Annotated in this window: 22 protein-coding genes; 4 read left to right on the forward strand and 18 right to left on the reverse strand. The window is 70.9% G+C overall.

Going from position 1 to position 19,737, the window contains the following annotated elements:
- Positions 1–2: 2 nt before the first annotated feature.
- From atpA to Vau01_RS03530, 6 genes are all read right to left on the reverse strand, one after another.
- On the reverse strand, positions 3–1,652 hold the full coding sequence (gene atpA, locus Vau01_RS03505) for a F0F1 ATP synthase subunit alpha (protein WP_203987095.1): 1,650 nt from the start codon (positions 1,650–1,652) through the stop codon (positions 3–5).
- Between the two features lie 35 nt (positions 1,653–1,687).
- Positions 1,688–2,509 (reverse strand): F0F1 ATP synthase subunit delta, encoded by an 822-nt coding sequence (locus Vau01_RS03510; RefSeq protein WP_203987289.1) that lies wholly within the window; start codon positions 2,507–2,509, stop codon positions 1,688–1,690.
- Positions 2,506–3,063 carry a F0F1 ATP synthase subunit B gene (locus Vau01_RS03515; protein ID WP_203987097.1) on the reverse strand — a complete coding sequence of 186 codons (558 nt, stop codon included), beginning with the start codon at positions 3,061–3,063 and terminating at the stop codon, positions 2,506–2,508. Before Vau01_RS03515 ends, Vau01_RS03510 begins: the two co-directional genes overlap by 4 nt.
- Positions 3,064–3,075: 12 nt before the next feature.
- Complete coding sequence (atpE, locus tag Vau01_RS03520) at positions 3,076–3,309, reverse strand: ATP synthase F0 subunit C (RefSeq protein ID WP_203987099.1); 234 nt, start codon at positions 3,307–3,309, stop codon at positions 3,076–3,078.
- Positions 3,310–3,415: 106 nt separating this feature from the next.
- On the reverse strand, positions 3,416–4,195 hold the full coding sequence (gene atpB, locus Vau01_RS03525; protein WP_203987101.1) for a F0F1 ATP synthase subunit A: 780 nt from the start codon (positions 4,193–4,195) through the stop codon (positions 3,416–3,418).
- 15 nt (positions 4,196–4,210) lie between these two features.
- The gene (locus tag Vau01_RS03530) at positions 4,211–4,432 is read right to left on the reverse strand and encodes an AtpZ/AtpI family protein (RefSeq protein WP_203987102.1); all 222 of its coding nucleotides are present in this window, start codon (positions 4,430–4,432) and stop codon (positions 4,211–4,213) included.
- A gap of 215 nt (positions 4,433–4,647) precedes the next feature.
- Here Vau01_RS03530 and Vau01_RS03535 point away from each other — a divergent pair, with 215 nt between their 5' ends.
- Positions 4,648–5,139: a hypothetical protein gene (locus Vau01_RS03535; RefSeq protein WP_203987104.1), complete on the forward strand. Its 492-nt coding sequence runs from the start codon at positions 4,648–4,650 to the stop codon at positions 5,137–5,139.
- Here Vau01_RS03535 and Vau01_RS03540 read toward each other — a convergent pair.
- Together Vau01_RS03540 and glyA are read right to left on the reverse strand one after the other, a co-directional pair.
- Positions 5,136–5,540, reverse strand: a complete 405-nt coding sequence (locus Vau01_RS03540; RefSeq protein ID WP_203987106.1) for a hypothetical protein — start codon at positions 5,538–5,540, stop codon at positions 5,136–5,138. The two genes, Vau01_RS03535 and Vau01_RS03540, sit on opposite strands and share 4 nt — an antisense overlap.
- On the reverse strand, positions 5,537–6,832 hold the full coding sequence (gene glyA, locus Vau01_RS03545) for a serine hydroxymethyltransferase (RefSeq protein ID WP_203987108.1): 1,296 nt from the start codon (positions 6,830–6,832) through the stop codon (positions 5,537–5,539). The genes Vau01_RS03540 and glyA overlap by 4 nt, the downstream gene beginning before the upstream one ends.
- A gap of 50 nt (positions 6,833–6,882) precedes the next feature.
- Here glyA and Vau01_RS03550 point away from each other — a divergent pair, with 50 nt between their 5' ends.
- Positions 6,883–8,427 carry an SDR family oxidoreductase gene (locus Vau01_RS03550; RefSeq protein WP_203987110.1) on the forward strand — a complete coding sequence of 515 codons (1,545 nt, stop codon included), beginning with the start codon at positions 6,883–6,885 and terminating at the stop codon, positions 8,425–8,427.
- Here the strand turns inward: Vau01_RS03550 and Vau01_RS03555 are convergent.
- The 3 genes from Vau01_RS03555 to Vau01_RS03565 are packed head-to-tail and all read right to left on the reverse strand — an operon-like array spanning position 8,395 to position 10,499.
- Positions 8,395–9,126: a phosphatase PAP2 family protein gene (locus tag Vau01_RS03555; protein WP_203987112.1), complete on the reverse strand. Its 732-nt coding sequence runs from the start codon at positions 9,124–9,126 to the stop codon at positions 8,395–8,397. The genes Vau01_RS03550 and Vau01_RS03555 overlap by 33 nt on opposite strands.
- Positions 9,123–9,875 carry a phosphatase PAP2 family protein gene (locus Vau01_RS03560; RefSeq protein WP_203987114.1) on the reverse strand — a complete coding sequence of 251 codons (753 nt, stop codon included), beginning with the start codon at positions 9,873–9,875 and terminating at the stop codon, positions 9,123–9,125. Before Vau01_RS03560 ends, Vau01_RS03555 begins: the two co-directional genes overlap by 4 nt.
- 30 nt (positions 9,876–9,905) lie before the next feature.
- The gene (locus tag Vau01_RS03565) at positions 9,906–10,499 is read right to left on the reverse strand and encodes an arsenate reductase/protein-tyrosine-phosphatase family protein (protein ID WP_203987117.1); all 594 of its coding nucleotides are present in this window, start codon (positions 10,497–10,499) and stop codon (positions 9,906–9,908) included.
- Positions 10,500–10,529: 30 nt separating this feature from the next.
- Between Vau01_RS03565 and Vau01_RS03570 the strand changes: the two genes are divergently transcribed.
- Positions 10,530–11,156: an L-threonylcarbamoyladenylate synthase gene (locus tag Vau01_RS03570; protein WP_203987120.1), complete on the forward strand. Its 627-nt coding sequence runs from the start codon at positions 10,530–10,532 to the stop codon at positions 11,154–11,156.
- Here Vau01_RS03570 and Vau01_RS03575 read toward each other — a convergent pair.
- Positions 11,153–11,794 (reverse strand): L-threonylcarbamoyladenylate synthase, encoded by a 642-nt coding sequence (locus Vau01_RS03575; RefSeq protein ID WP_203987293.1) that lies wholly within the window; start codon positions 11,792–11,794, stop codon positions 11,153–11,155. The two genes, Vau01_RS03570 and Vau01_RS03575, sit on opposite strands and share 4 nt — an antisense overlap.
- Positions 11,795–11,803: 9 nt before the next feature.
- A complete protein-coding gene (gene prmC / locus Vau01_RS03580) occupies positions 11,804–12,685 on the reverse strand; it encodes a peptide chain release factor N(5)-glutamine methyltransferase (protein WP_239151269.1) in 882 nt (293 codons plus the stop codon).
- 204 nt (positions 12,686–12,889) lie between these two features.
- Between prmC and Vau01_RS03585 the strand changes: the two genes are divergently transcribed.
- Positions 12,890–14,365 carry a GGDEF domain-containing protein gene (locus Vau01_RS03585; protein ID WP_239151280.1) on the forward strand — a complete coding sequence of 492 codons (1,476 nt, stop codon included), beginning with the start codon at positions 12,890–12,892 and terminating at the stop codon, positions 14,363–14,365.
- Positions 14,366–14,391: 26 nt separating this feature from the next.
- Here the strand turns inward: Vau01_RS03585 and Vau01_RS03590 are convergent, their stop codons facing one another.
- The 5 genes from Vau01_RS03590 to thrB form a co-directional block, all read right to left on the reverse strand.
- On the reverse strand, positions 14,392–14,589 hold the full coding sequence (locus Vau01_RS03590; RefSeq protein ID WP_203987126.1) for a hypothetical protein: 198 nt from the start codon (positions 14,587–14,589) through the stop codon (positions 14,392–14,394).
- A 109-nt stretch (positions 14,590–14,698) separates the two neighbouring features.
- A complete protein-coding gene (gene prfA / locus Vau01_RS03595) occupies positions 14,699–15,802 on the reverse strand; it encodes a peptide chain release factor 1 (RefSeq protein WP_203987128.1) in 1,104 nt (367 codons plus the stop codon).
- A gap of 84 nt (positions 15,803–15,886) precedes the next feature.
- Positions 15,887–16,123: a 50S ribosomal protein L31 gene (gene rpmE, locus Vau01_RS03600; RefSeq protein ID WP_203987130.1), complete on the reverse strand. Its 237-nt coding sequence runs from the start codon at positions 16,121–16,123 to the stop codon at positions 15,887–15,889.
- Between the two features lie 187 nt (positions 16,124–16,310).
- Complete coding sequence (rho, locus tag Vau01_RS03605) at positions 16,311–18,413, reverse strand: transcription termination factor Rho (protein WP_203987132.1); 2,103 nt, start codon at positions 18,411–18,413, stop codon at positions 16,311–16,313.
- Positions 18,414–18,687: 274 nt separating this feature from the next.
- Complete coding sequence (gene thrB, locus Vau01_RS03610; RefSeq protein ID WP_203987134.1) at positions 18,688–19,641, reverse strand: homoserine kinase; 954 nt, start codon at positions 19,639–19,641, stop codon at positions 18,688–18,690.
- Between the last annotated feature and the right edge of the window lie 96 nt (positions 19,642–19,737).

The following is a 19,737-nucleotide window of genomic DNA, read 5'->3' on the forward strand; positions in this document are numbered from 1 at the left end:
CGTCAGCCGTCCTCGGACTGGCGGACCTCGCGGGTCACTTTCTCGCGACTGTCGCCCGAGGAGTCGGACGGCGACGCCGCCGCCTGGTTCACGAACTTGCCCTCACCCGTGCCGGCCAGGAAGTTCTCCCGGAACTGGGCGATCGCCTCCTTGAGCGCCGCGGCGGTGTCGTCGGAGAGCTCGTTCTTCTCGCCGATCGCGTCGAGGATCTCCTTGCGGTTGTGCCGCAGGTGCGAGAGGAACTCCTGCTCGAACTTGCGGACGTCGGCGACCGGGATCTGGTCGAGCTCGCCGGTGGTGCCGGACCAGATCGAGACGATCTGCTCGGTGACCGGGTACGGCGAGTACGCCGGCTGCTTGAGCAGCTCGACCAGGCGGCCACCGCGCTCCAACTGGGCCCGCGACGCCTTGTCGAGGTCGGACGCGAACGCCGCGAACGCCTCCAGGTCGCGGTACTGCGCGAGGTCGAGCCGCAGCCGGCCGGAGACGGACCGCATACCGCGGACCTGCGCCGAACCACCCACCCGGGACACCGAGGTACCCACGTTGATGGCCGGCCGGACGCCCTGGTTGAACAGGTCGGTCTCGAGGAAGATCTGGCCGTCGGTGATCGAGATGACGTTGGTGGGGATGTAGGCCGAGATGTCGTTGGCCTTGGTCTCCACCATCGGCAGGCCGGTCATCGAGCCGCCGCCCAGCTCGTCGGAGAGCTTCGCGCAGCGCTCCAGCAGCCGGGAGTGCAGGTAGAAGACGTCACCCGGGTAGGCCTCGCGGCCCGGCGGGCGGCGCAGCAGCAGCGACACGGCGCGGTACGCCTCGGCCTGCTTCGACAGGTCGTCGAAGACGATGAGGACGTGCTTGCCGGCGTACATCCAGTGCTGGCCGATGGCCGAACCGGTGTACGGCGCCAGGTACTTGAAGCCCGCCGGGTCGGACGCCGGTGAGGCCACGATCGTCGTGTACTCCATGGCGCCGCGCTCTTCGAGCGTCCCCTTGATCGACGCGATCGTGGAGGCCTTCTGGCCGATCGCGACGTAGATGCAGCGGACCTGCTTCTCCGGGTCACCGGACAGCCAGTTGTCGCGCTGGTTGATGATCGTGTCGAGCGCGATCGTGGTCTTGCCGGTCTTGCGGTCGCCGATGATCAGCTGACGCTGGCCGCGGCCGATCGGGGTCATGGCGTCGATCGCCTTGATACCGGTCTGCAGCGGCTGCTTGACCGACTGGCGCTCCACCACGGAGGGCGCCTGCAGTTCCAGCTCGCGCAGGCCCTCGTTCTCGATGTCGCCACGCGCGTCGATCGGCTTGCCCAGCGGGTCGATGACCCGGCCGAGGAACGCGTCGCCGATCGGCACGGAGAGCACCCGACCGGTCCGCTTGACCTGCTGCCCTTCCTCGATGCCGGCGAAGTCGCCAAGCACCACGACGCCGATCTCACGCACGTCGAGGTTCAGCGCGACACCCAGGGTGCCGTCGGCGAACTCGAGCAACTCGTTGGCCATGGTCGAGGGCAGGCCCTCGACGTGGGCGATGCCGTCGCTCGCGTCAGCGACGATGCCTACTTCTTCGCGGGAGATCTCCGGCGTGTAGGACGAGACATAGCGCTCCAGAGCGCCCCGGATCTCGTCCGAGGAGATGGTCAGCTCGGCCATCCTCAACTTCCTCTATGTCTAGGTGTGAATTGAATCTAACCGGCCAGTGCCTTGCGCGTCTCGGCCAACCGACGGGAGACGGTTCCGTCGTAAAGATCGGCGCCTACCTGCACCTTGACGCCGCCGACCACAGACGGGTCGACGTCGAGTTTCAGGGAGATCTGTCGACCGTACAGTTCGCTGAGCCGACCGGCGAGGCGTTCCTCTTCGGCATCGCTCAACGGAGCGGCGGTGGTGACGTAGGCGACCTGCCGGTCGCGCCGGGCGGCCGCAAGCTCCACCAGGCGGCTGAGCGAGGCGTCGAAGCCGCGCCCGCCGAACCCGCGCAGCGCCAGCGTCACCAACCGCAGCGAGGCCGGGCTGGCCTTGCCCTCGAGGAGGTCGGCGATCAGCTGACCGCGCCGGTCGAGGCCGGCCGACGGGTCGGACAACGCGCTGGCGAGCTGCGGGTTGCCCCGGACGACGTGCCCGAAGCGGAACAGCTCGTCTTCGACGTCGCCCAGTTCGTCGGCCCGTTCCGAGCCGGCGAGCAGGGTTTCCGCGCCGATCCGCTCGACCGCGTCGAGCAGTTCGGACGGCGTCGACCAGCGGCCGCTCACCAGCGCCGTGAGCAGCCCCAACGCCTCGTCGCCGACCTTGCCGCCGAACACCGCGCCGAGCAGGCCGACCCGCTCGTCGGACGCCCGGGACGAGTCGGCCAGCGCCCGCCGCAGCCGGGGCTCACGCCGAAGCAGGTCGGCGACCGCCAGGACCTCGTCGCCGGTGGCGGTGAGCCGCTCCGGCGTGGCACCGGCGGCGAACTCGTTGAGCGCGTCGACGGCGGCGGCGTAGGACTCCCGGCTGGCGGCGAGCATCAGCGCTTACCTCCGGCCGGCGTCGTTTCGCCCAGGTCGTCGAGGAACCGCTCGACGGTGCCCCGCTGGCGGGCCTCGTCGGCCAGCGCCTCACCGACGATGCGGCTGGCCAGGTCGACCGCCAGGTTGCCGAGTTCGGCCCGCAGTTCGCGCACGATCTGGCCACGCTCGGCCGCGAGGGCGTCGCGCCCGGCCTGGATGATGCGGTCGGACTCCTCACGGGCCTGGTTCGTCGCGTCCTCGCGGATGCCCGCGGCGTCGGCACGCGCCTCGTCGCGGATGCGCGCCGCCTCGGTGCGCGCCTCGGCCAACTGCTGCTTGTACTGCTCCAGCAGCTGCGCGGCTTCCTTCTGGGCGTTCTCCGCCTTGCGGATACCGCCCTCGATCGCCTCGACGCGAGCCTGGAAGGTCGCCTCCATCCGCGGCCAGACGAACTTGCCGAGGATGTACACGAGCACCGCGAAGGCGATCGCACCGATGAGGACTTCCTGCCAGATCGGGACGACCGGGTTGGGGGTATGGACTTCACCGCCCTCGGCGGCCAGGAATTCGAGCATTGCGGCCTCCTATTACGGGGTGCCGGGGCCGAACGCGTAACCGAACGCGATACCCAGCAGCGCGAGCGCCTCGATCAGGACCATGCCGAGGAACAGGTAGGTACGGGTGATACCGGCCGACTCGGGCTGACGCGCGGTGGCCTGGATGTAGGCGGCGAACACGAGACCGACACCGATACCGGGGCCGATGGCGGCAAGGCCGTATCCAACGGCCGCAATGCTGCCGGTAACTTCAGCGAGTGCCATTGCTCTGAAAATCCTCCTGCTAGCGCGTGGCGAACCACGCGTTGGACGGGACGGGTTGATTGGTCGCGGTCGGTACACCGCCCGCGCTGGTCTTTGCGAGTCGCTCTCAGTGCTCGTCGGCCAGCGAGGTCTGCACGTAGAACGAGGTCAACAGCACGAACACGTACGCCTGCAGGGCGGCGACCAGCAGCTCGAACAGGGTGAGCCCGATCGCGAGCGCCCAGGACAGCAACGAGACCGGCTTCAGGAAGATCGCCTCGCTGTTGAACAGCATGAAGCCGCCCAGCGAGAAGACCAGCAGGATCACGTGGCCCGCGAACATGTTGGCGAACAACCGCAGGGCCAGCGTGAGCGGCCGCAGGATGAACGTGGACAGCAGCTCGATGACGGCGACCAGCGGGATCAGCCACCACGGCACGCCCGGGGGCACGAGCTGGGCCTTCATGTACTTCGCGAAGCCGTGCTCGCGGATACCGACGTAATTGAAGAGCACGTATGTGATGACGGCCAGCATGGCCGGGAACGCGATGTGCGAGTTCGGCGACATCTGAACGCCGGGGATGATCGCCCACAGGTTCATCACCAGGACGAACACGAACAGCGTCGACAGGTACGGCGCGAACGCGACTCCCCGGGCACCGATCATGTCCTTCGCGATGCCGTCCCGCACGAACCCGTAGACGGACTCGGCCATCCACTGCGTGCGGGTGGGTACCAGCTTCGGGCTGCGGTACGCGACCAGGAAGAAGATCAGGATCACTGCGACCGAGATCCAGAGGAACAGGGTGAACTTCGTGAACCAGTGATCGGGTCCCGCGATCGGCGGCGGGAAGAACTCGTGCACGCCTGGTGGCCATGGCACTTCGGATGCGACGGTGCGCAGCATGCCTCTGGTCTCCTCCTATGCCCCTAGCCGCTTCACGGTGAGGTAACACCCGAGAGCGGCGCCGACGACGGCACCGATACCCAAGCCAATTCCGTCGGTTGCCAACCAACGGTCGACGAGCCAGCCGAAGAACCCCCACACCAACATCCCGGAGAGGAGGTAGCTCACGGCGGCCCATCCCGCGTTGACGCCTTGCGCCTCATCGCGGCGAGGGGACCTGTTCTCGTCATCGGCCATGACGCGCGAACCATATCAAGCGCGTTTCGGCAGTTGTGAGTCGACCCCCGCGAGTAGCTCACGCGGGGGTACTGACGATGCTAGGCGGCTCCCGGCCGGTAACCCGTCACATTACTCCCGTTCATCGGTTTGGTGTTTCCCCTCCGTGGGGTATCTCCGCATCCGAAATGTCACTACCTTGGTAGAAAGCAGATCCCACTGGGGGGTGGGTTCAGATGAAGGCGCTACTCGTAGTGTTCGCTCTGGTACTGGCTGCTTTCTTCATTGTGCGACAACCCGACGCCGAGGGCTCCGGAACTGCCGGACGGGGCACCGGCTCCAAGGACGGCGGCCCGCCGGGCTCCCGGTGCACCATCTACGCCGACGTGCCGACGGTGCGCGCCGGGCGGGTGTCCGGCCCGGGCCGGTACCGCTGTGCCAGGTCCACCGGAACGGTCGACGTCACGGTCTCGCTCCAGATCGACTCCGGCGGCCAGTGGGTCAGCGTCAAGCAACTGGCGATGGGCGCCACCGGCGTCGATACCACCAAGAAGCGGGCCGAGCGCGACCGCACCGCCTTCGCCACCGTCGCCTGCGCGCCCGGCACCTACCGCACCTTCGTCGGCGGCACGGTGGGCAACGACGAGCGCACCTACTTCGTCGACGCGGCGAGCGCCCGGGTCACGATCCCCTGCGTGCAGGCGTCGTCGGGATCCCCGAAGCCTTAGACGTCCACGTACGGGATGCGGGCGTGCCAGACCCACCAGGCCTGCGCCGTGGCCCAGCCGATCGTCGCCACGGCGACGCCGACACCCAGCGCCGTGAGCCCGTCCCAGCCCGACGCGACGACCGCCGCCATCGCGAACCCGATCGCCGTGAACTTGAGGATGTAGGTGAACATGCCCACCGGCAGCACCAGCGTGGGGTGCACCGAGTCGGCCCAGGCGATCACGAGGCTCGACACCGTGAAGCTCGCCACCACGATGCCCACCCCGGCGGCGGCGCCGAGCGCACCGGTGAGCCCGCCGAGAACCGCTCCGCCGGCGACCATCAGCACGAAGATCACCGCGCTGGTCTTCAACCCCACGGGCAGGTGGGTCATCCGCCCACGAACCGAAACAACGCTCACGCGAGAACCGCATCCACCCGTTGAGGGTACGCGGGGAACGCGTCCACCAGATCGGTGACCTCCGACGCCACCTCGCCCAGCGCGATGCGGCCGGCCGGCGTGTCCGGATCGGACCGCACCGCCCGCGCGATCAGCCGCGCGACGTGCGCCATCTCCGGCTCCGTGAACCCCTGCGTGGTGACCGACGGCGTACCCACGCGAATGCCCGACGCGATCATGGGCGTCTCCGGGTCGTACGGGATCGCGTTCTTGTTCAGCGTGATGCGGGCCAGGTCGCACCGCTCCTCGGCGGCCTGCCCGGTGACGCCGAGCGCGCGGAGGTCGATCAGGGCCAGGTGGGTGTCGGTGCCGCCGGACACCGGTCGCATGCCCTCGGCGGCGAGCCCGGCCGCGAGCGCTCGCGCGTTCGCGACCACCTGCCGGGCGTAGGAAGCGAACGACGGCGCGGCCGCCTCCCGCAGCGCCACCGCCTTCGCGGCGACCGCGTGCATCAGCGGCCCGCCCTGCGTGAACGGGAACACCGCCTTGTCGACGCGGGCGGCCAGGTCGGCGGTGCACAGGATCATGCCGCCGCGCGGCCCGCGCAGCACCTTGTGCGTGGTGGCGGTGACGATGTCGGCGTACGGCACCGGCGACGGGATCGCGCCGCCGGCCACCAGCCCGATGAAGTGGGCCGCGTCGACCACCAGGTAGGCGCCCACCTCGTCGGCGATCTCCCGGAACCGGGCGAAGTCGATCAGCCGCGGGTACGCCGTCGCCCCACAGATGATCATCTTGGGCCGATGTTCCAGGGCGAGGTCGCGCACCTCGTCGTAGTCGATCAACTCGTCGTCGAGCGTGACCCGGTACCCGACGGCGCGGAACCACTTGCCGCTGAAGTTCACCTTGCTGCCGTGGGTGAGGTGCCCGCCGTGCGGCAGGTCCATCGCCAGCACCGTGTCGCCCGGCATCAGCAGCGCCGCGTACGCGGCCAGGTTGGCGCTCGCGCCCGAGTGCGGCTGCAGGTTGGCGTGCTCGGCGCCGAACAGCGCCTTCGCCCGTTCGATGGCGAGCGTCTCGGCCCGGTCGACCTCGTCGCAGCCGCCGTAGTACCGGTGCCCCGGATACCCCTCGGCGTACTTGTTCGTCAGCGTCGACCCGAGCACCGCCAGCACCGCCGGCGACGTGAGGTTCTCGCTCGCGATCAGCTGCAGCCCGCCCCGCACCCGGTCGAGTTCGCCGAGCACGACGTCGGCGATCTCCGGGTCGGCGGCGCGCAGCGCCGCGAAGCTAGGCCCCCAGAACTCGCCCATGCCGCGAAGTCTACGTGTCTGACCTGCTCAAAACGGGCATGATCCGGGGCATGCGTGCACTGGTTACGGGTGCGACCGGCTACGTCGGCGGCCGGCTGGCGCCCCGGCTCGCCGCCCGGGGACACGACGTACGGTGCCTGACCCGGTCGGCCGCGCGGCTCCGCGACGTGCCGTGGGCCGGGGACGTCGAGATCGTCGAGGGCGACGTCGCCGACCCGGCGAGCCTCGAGAACGCCCTCCGCGACGCGGACGTCGTCTACTACCTCGTCCACTCGCTGGGGCGGAAGGGGTTCGAGAAGCTCGACCGCGACGGCGCCACCAACATCGCCGAGGTGGCCGCCCGGACCGGCGTGAAACGCATCGTCTACCTCGGCGGCCCGGATCCGGCCGACCCGAACGCGTCAGCCCATCTGAGAAGCCGGCACGAGGTCGCCGAGATCCTCCTGAAGGGCGCGGTGCCGGCGGTCGTGCTGCGGGCGCCGGTGATCATCGGCTCCGGGTCGGCGTCGTTCGAGATGCTGCGCTACCTCACCGAGCGGCTGCCGGCGATGGTGTGCCCGCGCTGGGTCCGCAACCGGATCCAACCGATCGCGATCCGCGACGTGCTGCACTACCTCATCGGGATGGGCGAGATCGACGACGACGTCGACCGCGCCTTCGACATCGGCGGCCCCGACGTGCTCACCTACGAGCAGATGATGCGCCGCTACGCCCGCGTCGCCGGCCTGCGGAAACGGCTGATCGTCCCGACCAGGTTCCTGTCACCGACGCTCTCGTCGCTCTGGGTCGGCCTGGTCACGCCGGTGCCGAACGCGATCGCCCGGCCGCTGGTCGGCAGCCTGGTCCACGAGGCCGTCGCCCGGGAACACGACATCGCGCGGTTCGTGCCGGACCCCGACCGCGGACTCACCGGGTTCGACGAGGCCGTGCGGCTCGCGCTCACCCGCATCCGCGACGCCGACGTCGAGACCCGGTGGACCGGCTCGTCCTGGCCCGGCACCCCGGCCGCCGAACCGCTGCCGACCGACCCGAACTGGTCGGGCGGCACCGTCTACACCGACCAGCGCGAGAGCAGGGTCGACGCGTCACCCGAGGAGCTGTGGCGGGTGATCACCGCGATCGGCGGCGAGACCGGTTGGTACTCGTTCCCGCTGGCCTGGGCGGTGCGCGGCTGGCTGGACCGGGCCGTGGGCGGCGTCGGGCTGCGGCGCGGCCGCCGCGATCCGCACCGCCTCTACCTGGGCGAGGCCGTGGACTTCTGGCGGGTCGAGGAGATCGTGCCCGGCGAAATGCTCCGGTTGCGCGCCGAGATGCGGCTGCCGGGCCGCGCGTGGCTCGAGATGAGGGCAATGCAAGGTGACGCGGCAGTCGCCTCCCTCGGCGACAAACCAGCTGCTGCCAGCACGGCCGTCTACTGCCAGCGCGCCGTGTTCCTCCCCCGCGGCCTCGCGGGCCACGCCTACTGGGCCGCCGTATGGCCGTTCCACTCGGTCATCTTCGGCGGAATGTCCCGCAACATCGCGAAGGCCGCCGCCGCCACCCGCCCCGCACCCGCCGCAAGATCAACTCGTGGTGGGGGTCGCGTCCTGGGATGAGGGGGTGCGTTGGTGGACCGGGTGCCAGGGGAACGGGCGGGGGCGGCCGCGGGTCGGGAGGAACGCGCGGACGGCGATCGTGAGGCAGGCGATTCCGTTCGCGGCGCCGAAGACGACGTCGCTCGGGTGGTGCATGCCGCGGTACAGCCGGGCGGCCGCGACCAGGAACGGAACCGCCACGAGGACGCTGATCAGCAGCACCTTCGGCACCAGGTGCCGCACCCGCCACCCGACGATGATCGCGAGCCCGCCGTACAACGCCACGGCGGCGCCGGTGTGGCCCGACGGGAAGCTCGACGTGGGCGGCGCGGCGTCGAGGTGCGGCACGGCCGGCCGCTGCCGGTCGATCACCAGCGCGGTGAGCAGGAAGATGCTGGCCTGCAGCAGGACGGCGGTCATCAGCGTCACCGCCTCCGCCCACCGGCGGAAGAGCCAGCGCAGGAGCAGCGCGATGATCAGCAGCAGCGCGATGATCGACGCGGTGTCGGCGAGCTTGCTGATGACGCCGGTGGTGGTGGTCCAGTCGGGCGTGCGGCCCTCGGCGAGGTCGCGGTTGACCTCGTCCTCGGGCTTCATGAGGTTCTTCAGCGGGAAGGCGAGCAGCAGGCCCACCCCGACCAGCGACAGGTAGAGCACGATCCCGGGCACGACCACCCGGCGGAGGATGTGGTGTCCCGCCGCGTCCCGGAAGCTGATCATCCGGTCACCCGCTGGGCGGCCTCGGGGTCGACACCGGCCAGCGGATCGTGTGCGGGCCGGCCGACGTCGCGGCGCCAGGTCTCGAACGCGGCGGCCGTGGCCGCCACCAGGGCGACACCGACCAGCCAGGCCGCGACCACGTCGCTCACGTAGTGGACGCCGAGGGCGATCCGGTCGAACGCGGTCAGCAGGATCACGGCCAGGGCGACGACCCACGCGGCGGCGCGCCGGCGGACCGTCGACAGCGCCGGCAGCACGGCCAGCAGCAGCACCAGCACACCGACCGTGCTGTTCAACGCGTGGCCGGACGGGAAGCTGTAGCCGGGCGCGGTCGCCAACGGCATGTCGAACGACGGGCGGGAGCGGGCGACGATCAGCTTCAGCACCAGCCCGAGCGCGCTGCCGGTGGCCATCGTGATCGCCGCCCACCAGGCGAGCCGCCAGGCACCGCGCCGGGCGAGGACGACGACGAGCACCACCACGGCCACGCGGAACACGGTCGGGTGCAACACCTTGTCGAGCACGTTCAGCGTGTCGACGAGCCACTGCTGGGCGCCGACGGTTCGGTGCAGGTCGGCGGCCACCCGGAGATCGAAGTTCCGGACCGGTGCCCAGCCGCCGCGGGCGGCCAGCGCCAGCAGCGTCACCGGCACGGCGACCAGGAAGGCGGCCAGCGCGGCCAGTGCCAACCGGGGACGCAGGCGCAGGCGATGCCACCAGGAGCGATGGCGCTGGGCTACACGAGGCACGCTCGGAGCTTTCCCATTGCGCGCCGTTTGCTAACTCAGGAGGACGCGCGCGAGCGGCTGGACCGTCTTCTCGATCTCGTCGGCGATGCGCCCGAAGTAGCGGTCGGCCCGTCCCCAGGGGTCGTCGAGATCGTCCGCCGGCCGCGGCGGCCGGTGACCGCGGACCGCTGCCGCCGCCTCGACCAGCGCGACGCCGCGCGCGTAGACGGCGTCGGGGTCGGGCGCGAACGGCGGCAGCGCGGATTCGTCGACCGAGGGCAGCAACCGGCCGAGTTCGCCGAGGACGAACGTGCGGTCGGCCGCGTCGGCCCGCATGCCGTGGACGAACTTGGTCTGTTCGCCGGTGGCGGTGAGGATCAGGTCGGAGTACTCGATGTGCGCGGTGGTGAGCTGACGCGCGGCGAACGCGTCGGCGTCTCCCCCGCGCGAGCGCACCTGCCGGGCGGCGCCCGGGTCCATCTGGGCGCCGACGTGCCAGCCACCCGTTCCCGCCCCGTGCACCAGCAGCAGGTCGGCGACCTTGTCGCCGACATGCTCCTTCGCCGCCAGGACCAGCAGCCGCTCCGCCATCGGCGACCGGCAGATGTTGCCCATGCACACCATCAGCACGCTGAACGGACCCACGGCCGGGAGCCTAGTACGCTCCTGGTGCCCATGAACATGTTCGAGTTTCTCCATCGCACGCCGGCCGGCCTGCTCCGGTTCGGTGACGCGGCCCGGCTGGCCGATCATCTCCGCGGCGGCGGCCTCGCGGTGTTACCCACCGAGACCGGTCACCTGCTCGGAGCGATCGCCACCGATCTCACCGCCGTCCGCAAGGTCTTCACGGCCAAGGGACGCAGCGAGAGCAACCCGGTGCACGTCGCGTGCTCCTCGCTGGCGCTCGCGTCGCGCTGGGCCGAGCTCGACGAGGTCGCCGTCGACCTGCTGAGCCGGTTCACCCCCGGCCCGCTCACGGTGGTGGTGCCGGCGAAGAACCTGCCGGCCGAGCTGGTGACCCTGAACGGCACGGTCGGCATCCGCGTGCCCGACCACCCGGCGACCCTGCAGGTGGTGGACCTGCTGGGCGTGCCGATCACGGCGACGAGCCTGAACCGCAGCGGCGAGGAGAGCCTCCCGCTCGACCGCGGCACGCTGGAGACGCTCGCCTGGCCCGAGGGCGAAACCGTGTACGTCCTCGAACACGACGAGGCGATCACCGAGCCGAGCGCCTCGACGCTGGTGCGGGTGACCGACGACGGCGGCCTGGAGGTCCTCCGCAAGGGCCCCGTCGAGCTCTAGTCGCGCTGTTCCATGTCGGGGGCGACCTCGAGCAACTGCTCGTACGAGATGGAGCCGGCCCGGATCAGCACCGGCCGCGACCCCGACAGGTCGACGATCGTGCTGGCCTGCGGATCGGGCGACACCGCCGCCTCCAGGTAGACGCTCACCGAGTAGCCGAACTGGTCGCGGGCCTCCGCGGCCGTCTTGGCCGGCGGGTTGCCCTCCTTGTTGGCGCTCGACACCGCCATCGGCCCGGTCTCGCGCAGCACCTCCAGCGCCAGCGGGTGCAGCGGCATGCGCACCGCGACCCTGCCGTCGGTCTCACCGAGATCCCACTGAAGGCTGGTGGCGTGCTCGACGATGATCGTCAGCCCGCCCGGCCAGAACGCCTCCACCAGGTCGCGGGCGGTGGCGGGCAGCCCGTACACCAGGCCGTCGAGGGTGTTGCGGGAGCCGACGAGCACCGACACGGGCATGCTCCGGTCGCGCCCCTTGGCGTTCTGCAGCGCGGTGACCGCCCACGACTTGAACGCGTCACCGCCGATGCCGAACACCGTGTCGGTGGGCAGGACCACGAGGTCGCCGCGCTGGACGGCTTCGACCGCGGCGGTTACGCCGCGGTCGCGCTCCTCGAGTTTGGCGCAGTCGTAGAGCATCACGATCGGTCAGTCTGCCAAACGTCGCGCGGTCGCGAAGCGGGGGCGCCCGGTCAGGTCGTCGTGGTCGGCCACGTCGCCGAAGGCGCCGGTCCGGCGCAGCAAGTCGGGAACGGCAACACCGTGACCGTCGTCGTGTTCGACGGCCACCACGCCGCTGGGCTTCAGCAGCGCGGCGGCCCGCACCACCAGGCCGCGGATCACGTCGAGGCCGTCGGCGCCGGCGAAGACCGCCGCCGCCGGGTCGTGGTCGGAAACTTCCGGGGGGACCGTGGACGCGCAGGGCACGTACGGCGGGTTGCTCAGCACCGCGTCCACCTGCCCGTCGAGGTCGCGCAGCGTCGCCGCGCTCACCGCGTCGCCTTCGATGATCTTTACCGGGGTGGCCGCGGCATTGCGCCGGAGCCATGGCAGCGCCCCCGCGCTCTGCTCGACCGCGACCACGACGGCGCCCGGGTGTTCGCGCGCGACCGAGAGCGCGATGGCGCCCGACCCGGCGCAGAGATCGACGACGAGCGGGGCGGCGAGACCGGCGATCGCGTCGAGGCCCCAGCCGACGAGCGGTTCCGTCTCCGGCCGGGGGATGAACACACCCGGGCCGACGGCGAGGTCGAGATAGCGGAACGGCGCGCTTCCGGTGAGGTGCTGCAGCGGGACGCGCTGGGCCCGCCGGCCGGCCATGATACGAATTTCCGCCTGCTGCTCGGCAGTGATCCACGTCACTAACGCGAGCTGGTTTCTGGGTACTTTCACCACGAATGCGATCAGTTCGCGCGCGTCCACAACCGGAGATGGCACATCGGCGGCGGACAAAACGTGCGCAATTTCTTCGGTTACCTGGCGCACAGTTTTCGAACGGTTCGGTGACATGTTGGTAGACGCCTGGGACACCTCATAATCATGAGACACCACCTGCGACGGATAGGCGGTGCGGCGCTGCTCGACCCCCAAACGAACGGTTGGCGGAGCGGGCGCACCGGGGAAACGGCTGGCTCGATTCGATGGGGGTGTGCCGTGACGCATACCGCCGATGGGCGGGCCCCGTCGACGGAGCCATCCAGAGAGATCGAGCGCATGCTCTCGGGCGTGCAGCGGATGCTCTTCGACGACCGCGTCACGGAGGCACTCGCCGTGGGCGCGCAACTCGCCAACGCCGACGACCCGCGCACCCGCGTCGACGCCCGCATCTATCGGCTGGCCGCACTGATCAACCTCGACCGCAGCACCGAGTACGCGGCCGCGGTCGACGCCGCCTTCGAGGCGCTCCAGGCGTTCCCCGAGCCCGGCCGGTACGGCCGCGTGCACGCGCTCGCCGCGGTGACCGCCTACCGGTTCGGGTCGCTCGACCGGTGCGTCAACCACCTCGTCCGCAGCGCGTTCGCGCTGAAGGCGGTGGAGCTCACCGACGCGATGGCCGCCTGGGGCTGGCACAACCTCGCCACCGCCTACTCGTACACCGGCTTCCACGGGTACGCGCTGAGCGCGATCGAGAAGGCGCGCGAGGTCGCGGCTGCGATCGGGCTGCCCGCGTCCGACTTCGTCACCCCGGGCATCCGGCTGCGGCTGGCCGTCTCGCTCGACCAGCGCGGCGACACCGACGGCTGCCAGCGCGTCCTGCGCGACCTGGTGCAGGACTGCCAGGCAAAACTGGCCAGCGGCGAGCTCGCGCAGACGCGTCCGATCAACCGGGCCAACTACGGGTACGCCGCCGTGCGTCTCGCCGCCCTCGGCTACCGGCGGGTGCTCGACGAGATCGACCCGCGTCCGCTGCTGCGCGACGGCGCCTCCCGCCGGGCCGACGACCTGCGGGCGCTCGGCCGCGCCTGCCACGCCATCGCCATCGGCCGCCCGATCGAGGCGGTCGCCCGGTTGGAGACCGCGGTCGTGTCCGACGAGACCGCCGGCGCCGGCGAGGTACCCCGGCTGCGCGCGCTGGCCCACGTGGCCACCGGCGACTACGCGGCCGCGTACGCGGCCGACCGGCAGGCCCACCGGGTGGCGTCGGCCGACACCGACCGGCTGCGTGACCTGTTCATGGACGGCGTCGCCGCCCGGCTCGACCGCGAGAACCTGCACGAACGGGTCGCGAAGTACCAGGACGAGGCGAACACCGACCCGCTCACCGGGCTGCCCAACCGCCGCTACCTGGAGCAGTACGTCGCCGACCTGGTCGGCCACGGCGGTTCGGCCGTGCTCGGCGTCTGCGATCTCGACGGGTTCAAGAAGGTCAACACGGTGCACGGGCACCTGAGCGGCGACATCGTGCTGCAGCGCGTCGCCGGTGTGCTCAACCGCGTGATGCGCCGCGGCGACTTCGTCGCCCGCTACGGCGGCGACGAGTTCGTGGTGCTGCTGCCGTCGACGTCGCGGGCGGAGGCCCACGAGATCGAGCGGCGGATCGTGTCGGCGGTGTCGGGTGAGGACTGGAGCGCGCTGGTGCCGGGCACCCCGATCAGCATCACGATCGGCTGGGCGGTGATCGGCGAGGGCGGCCTGACCCGGGTGGCCGACGCGTTCGAGACCGCCGACATGGCGATGCTCAACGCGAAGGCGACGCCGCGGGCTTCGTGAGCGCTATCGCGCCGGCCTCTTGAGCGCTACCGCGCGGCGGCGATGAGCCGGGCGACCTCTTCGCGCTCGCGGGCCCGCTCGCGGTCGGCGCAGACCGCGGCCCAGGCGTTGGCCCGCGCGGTCGGCACGTTCTCGGCACCCACCACGGAGACGCCGACCCGGTAGATCAGCCCCGCGGCGGTCGCGACGACGGCGCGGGGACCCGCACTCAGATCAGTACTCATGGCATACCTCGTGCTTGCCTTGGTCGTCGCGGCCGTCAGCGACGATACCGAATCGCAATCGTCTTGGACCCCTGTTTCAACTGGATGAAGTGGGCGTCACAGCCCGTTGTTACCGCCGCGTCAGGTGGTCTTCACCGTCGAGCCGCGCCTTGCGATCGGCGTCGATCAGTGCTTCGAGGACGCCGTCGAGGTCGCCGGCCAGCGCCAGGTCGAGGTTGTACGCGGTGTAACCGATGCGGTGGTCGCTGATCCGGTTCTGCGGGAAGTTGTACGTACGGATCCGCTCCGACCGGTCGACGGTGCGCACCTGCGACCGGCGCGCGTCGGAGGCCGCGGCGGCGGCCTGCTCCTCGGCGAGCAGCGCCAGCCGGGCCCGCAGCATCCGCATCGCGCGGTCCTTGTTCTGCAGCTGCGAGCGCTCGTTCTGGCAGGAGACGACGATGCCGCTCGGCATGTGGGTGATCCGCACCGCCGAGTCGGTGGTGTTGACGCTCTGCCCACCCGGCCCCGACGAACGGAACACGTCGATGCGCAGGTCACCCGCGTCGATCTCGACCTCGGTCTCCTCCGCCTCGGCGGAGACGATCACGCCGACGGCGCTGGTGTGGATGCGCCCCTGCGACTCGGTGACGGGCACCCGCTGCACGCGGTGCACCCCGCCCTCCCACTTCAGCCGCGACCAGACGCCGTACCCGCCGTCGGGCACGCCCCGCGTCTTGATCGCGACGGCGGTGTCCTTGAACCCGCCGAGGTCGGACTCCTGCGAGTCGAGCACCTCGGTGACCCAGCCCCGCCGCTCGGCGTAGCGCAGGTACATGCGCAGCAGGTCGCCCGCGAACAGCGCCGACTCCTCGCCGCCCTCACCGGCCTTGATCTCGAGGATCACGTCCTTGGCGTCGTTCGGGTCACGCGGCATCAGCAGCTCGGCCAGCCGCTCCTCGATCTCCGGCAGGCGCGCCTCGAGGTCGGCCGCCTCGGCGGCGAACGAGGGATCCTCGGCCACCAGTTCACGGGCCGCTTCGAGGTCGGCCCGGGCCAGGGTGAGCTCGGTGGCCGTCTTCGCGATCGGGGTCAGCTCGGCGAACCGGCGGCCGACCTTGCGCGCGGCGACCTGGTCGGCGTGGATCGCCGGGTCGGCGAGCCGCTCCTCCAGCTCCGAGTACTCGGCGAGCAGCGCGCCGAGCCGATCGGGTCCAAACCCGTGTTCGGTCATGTGCCACTCCCCTGGTTCGTTTCATCCTGGGCATGCCAACGCCCGCCGGCCCCTGCGGCGGGGCGGCGGGCGCGGAACGGAAAGCTACTTGCCGGCCTTCTTGGCCTGAGCCTGCTGGGCCTTGGCGTACTTCTGCTGGAACTTCGCCACGCGACCGGCGGTGTCGAGCACCCGCTGCTTGCCCGTGTAGAACGGGTGGCAGACGTTGCACGTCTCGACGTGGATCGAGCCGTTCTTCGCCGTGCTGCGCGTGGTGAAGGTGTTACCGCAGGAACAGGTGACCTCGGTGGTCACGTACTGCGGGTGGACGCCCTGCTTCATTTCCTGGTTCCTCTCGGATGATGGTCGCCGGGTCGCCGTCACCATCGCCCGCAACCTCAGTGCGGGCGACTCGGGCGTGAACCGGAACCTGAGCCAGCGGCAATTCTGCCACGTGCTGAAACCCCGAACCGCGCCGGGTTATTTCCGGAGTGGGGCAGACCGGTACGTCGGCCTGCCCCAACCGCGACTACTCCCCGGGCGTCGTCTGCGCGATCTGCATCAGGAACTCGATGTTGGTACGGGTCTTCTTCAGGCGCTCGAGGAGCACGTTCAGCGCCTCCTGCGAGTCGAGGGCGTGCAGGACCCGCCGCAGCTTGACCACGATCGCGAACTCGTCGGGCGCGAGCAGGATCTCTTCCTTACGCGTGCTCGACGGGTCGATGTCGATCGCGGGGAAGATGCGCTTGTCGGCGATCTTGCGGTCGAGCTTGAGCTCGGCGTTGCCGGTGCCCTTGAACTCCTCGAAGATCACCGTGTCCATCATCGAACCGGTTTCGACCAGCGCGGTGGCGAGGATGGTGAGCGAGCCACCGTTCTCGATGTTGCGCGCCGCGCCCAGGAACCGCTTCGGCGGGTACAGGGCGGTGGAGTCGATACCACCGGACAGGATGCGGCCCGACGCCGGCGCGGCCAGGTTGTAGGCACGGCCGAGACGGGTGATCGAGTCGAGCAGGACGACCACGTCGTGACCCAGCTCCACCAGCCGCTTGGCCCGCTCGATCGCGAGTTCGGCGACGGTGGTGTGGTCCTGCGGCGGACGGTCGAACGTCGAGGCGATGACCTCGCCCTTCACCGACCGCTGCATGTCGGTGACCTCTTCGGGACGCTCGTCGACCAGCACGACCATGAGGTGGCACTCGGGGTTGTTGCGGGTGATCGCGTTCGCGATCGCCTGCAGCACCATCGTCTTGCCGGCCTTCGGCGGCGAGACGATCAGCGCGCGCTGCCCCTTGCCGACCGGCATCACCAGGTCGATGACGCGGGTGGTGAGGATGTGCGGCTCGGTCTCCAGGCGCAGCCGCTCCTGCGGGTACAGCGGCGTGAGCTTGTAGAACTCGGGGCGGCGACGCGCCTCCTCCGGGTCCATCCCGTTGATCGTGTCGAGGCGCACCAGCGGGTTGTAGCGCTCGCGCCGCGCCTCTCCGTCGCGCGGCTGCCGCACGGCACCGGTGACGGCGTCGCCACGGCGCAGCCCGTACCGCTTGACCTGGGCCATCGCGACGTACACGTCGTTCGGGCCGCTGAGGTAGCCGGTGGTGCGGATGAACGCGTAGTTGTCGGCGCTGTCGGACTTGTTGCCGCCGTCCTTGCGCACGATGTCGAGGATGCCGGCGACCGGGACGAGCACGTCGTCGTCGGTGACCTGCGGGTCGTTGCCGCCACCGCCCTCGCTGCCCGGACCCCGCTCGTTGCGACCGCGCCGACGGTCACGGAACCGGCTGCGCCGGCCCCGCCGGCCGCCCTCGCCGTCTTCGTCGTCGTCGCGGCCCTGCTGGTCGCGCTGGTCGCCGCGGTTCTGGTCGCCACGGTTCTGGTCACCGCGGTTCTGGTCACGGCCCTGGTGGTCGCGCCCCTGCTCACGGCCCTGGTCGCGGTTCTGGTCACGGTTCTGGTCACGGCCCTGGTCACGGCCCTGGTGGTCGCGGCCGTCGCGCTGGTTGTCGCGACCGTCGCGCTGGTCGCGATCGCGGCGCTCGCCACGCTCGCCGCCGTGGCGCTCGCCCCGCTCGTTCTGGGACCGCTCGTTCTGGCCCCGCTCGCTCTGGCCCCGCTCGTTCTGGGACCGTTCGCGCGGGCGCTCGTCGGTGGCCGACTCGCCCTGCTGAGCGGCGCGCGCGTCGGAGGACGGGCGCGGCTCGGGCGGCCCGGCCGGACGGCTGGCCCGACGGGTGCGGCCCTCGGCCGGCTCGGTGGCGGACGCTGAAGCCTGGGCGTTGGCGGCCTGCGCCACCGGCTGGTTCGCCGATGGGGCCGACTCGACCGCGATGGGCAACGGCTCGGCGGCCACCTTGGGGCGCTCCTCACGCGGGGCGGCCGCAGCCACCTCGCTGCGGGCGGCCGTGGCGGCCTGGCGCTCCTGGATAGCGGTGACGAGCTCGCCCTTGCGCATGCGGGCCGTGCCGGAGATGCCGAGCGAAGCGGCCAGGCTTTGCAGTTCTGGCAGCAACATCGACGCCAGCCCGCCACCGGCGCGCCGCCGGCGCGTGGTGCCTGCCCGCTCGGCGACCGCCGCCTCGGCGGGGGCGCCGCCGCTGGTCACGTCTGCCGTGACCTCGGTGGTCTCGCTCAATGGATTCCTTCCCTCGTAAGGCCGGGGCTGCCCGGAATTCGCTATACGGCCGGACGGCCTCGGAAACCTGCCGAGCCCTCGGCGCGGCAGGGTTTGTGCAGCGAACGGCCGGCCCGGTTGCCTCCAACCGGAATGCCGGACCCCGCTCAGCAATGACGAATGCGTGGAGATAGCGGGTTAGGCGGCCGGCGCAGCTGGGGGTGCCAGGAGATTCGGGGTACGCCGCCCCGCTCGCGATCGCCGCGCGTAGCGGATGCTGCGGTCTAGAGCGTAATCAACTCTCTCGACCTGCGGCAACAGGGTCCCGCTCGGCGTGTCCAATAGTACCCTGCGCAGTCGACGCACCGGTCGCATCGACACGCAACTGCCACACCCGCCACTCCGGACCGAAATCCGGGGCCGCGGGCAGGCCCGACCCGCTGTCACGCAGCAACGCAAGCACCGTCGGGCCGGCGCCGCTCACCACCGCCGGAATGCCCGCCCTGCGCAGGTCAGCGACCAGATCGGCCGACTGTCGCATTTCCGCCGCCCGATACTGCTGGTGCAATCGGTCCTCGGTTGCGGAAAGTAACAAATCGGGATCGGCTGTGAGCGCGTGCACGAGCAGGGCCGCCCGGGCGGCGTTGAACGCCGCGTCGGCGTGCGGCACGTCGCGCGGCAGCGCGGCCCGCGCGTGGGCGGTGAGCCCGCGCTCGGCCGGCACGTACGCCACCGGCACGATCTCCGGCGACGGCGTGAGCCGGACCGCCCGGCCGACGCCGTTCTCCTCGTAGGCGATCGTGAACCCGCCCAGCAGGCAGGGCGCCACGTTGTCGGGATGCCCCTCCAGCTCGCTGGCCAGGGCAAGCACCGCCGCGTCGTCGAGTTTCGCCGCGCCGTCGACGGTGAGCGCCCGGGCCGCGAGGATGCCGCCGACGATCGCCGCCGACGAGGACCCCAGCCCGCGCGCCTGCGGAATGTCGTTCGCGCAGCGCAGCAGCAGGCCGTCGGGCACCTCGCCGAGCAGGTCGAACGCCGCCGCCATCGCGCGGGCCACCAGGTGCGTCTCGTCGCCGGGAAGCTCACCGGCGCCCTCGCCCGAAACCTCGACCACGACGCCGGAACCGGTGACCCGGGCCTCGACGTGGTCGTAGCGCGCGAGCGCCAGCCCGAAGGTGTCGAACCCGGGGCCGAGGTTCGCGCTGGTTGCCGGTGTGCGAACCACGACCGACGTGGAGATGAGCGCCATGAACGGGCATGTTATTCCCAGGCGGAAACACGTTACGGTGGGCCGGCCGGTATGAGCACGGTCATGCACCGACTACAGATCGACAACAGGGGCAGC

This window comes from Virgisporangium aurantiacum (genome assembly GCF_016863635.1).
Taxonomy (GTDB): Bacteria; Actinomycetota; Actinomycetes; order Mycobacteriales; family Micromonosporaceae; genus Virgisporangium; species Virgisporangium aurantiacum.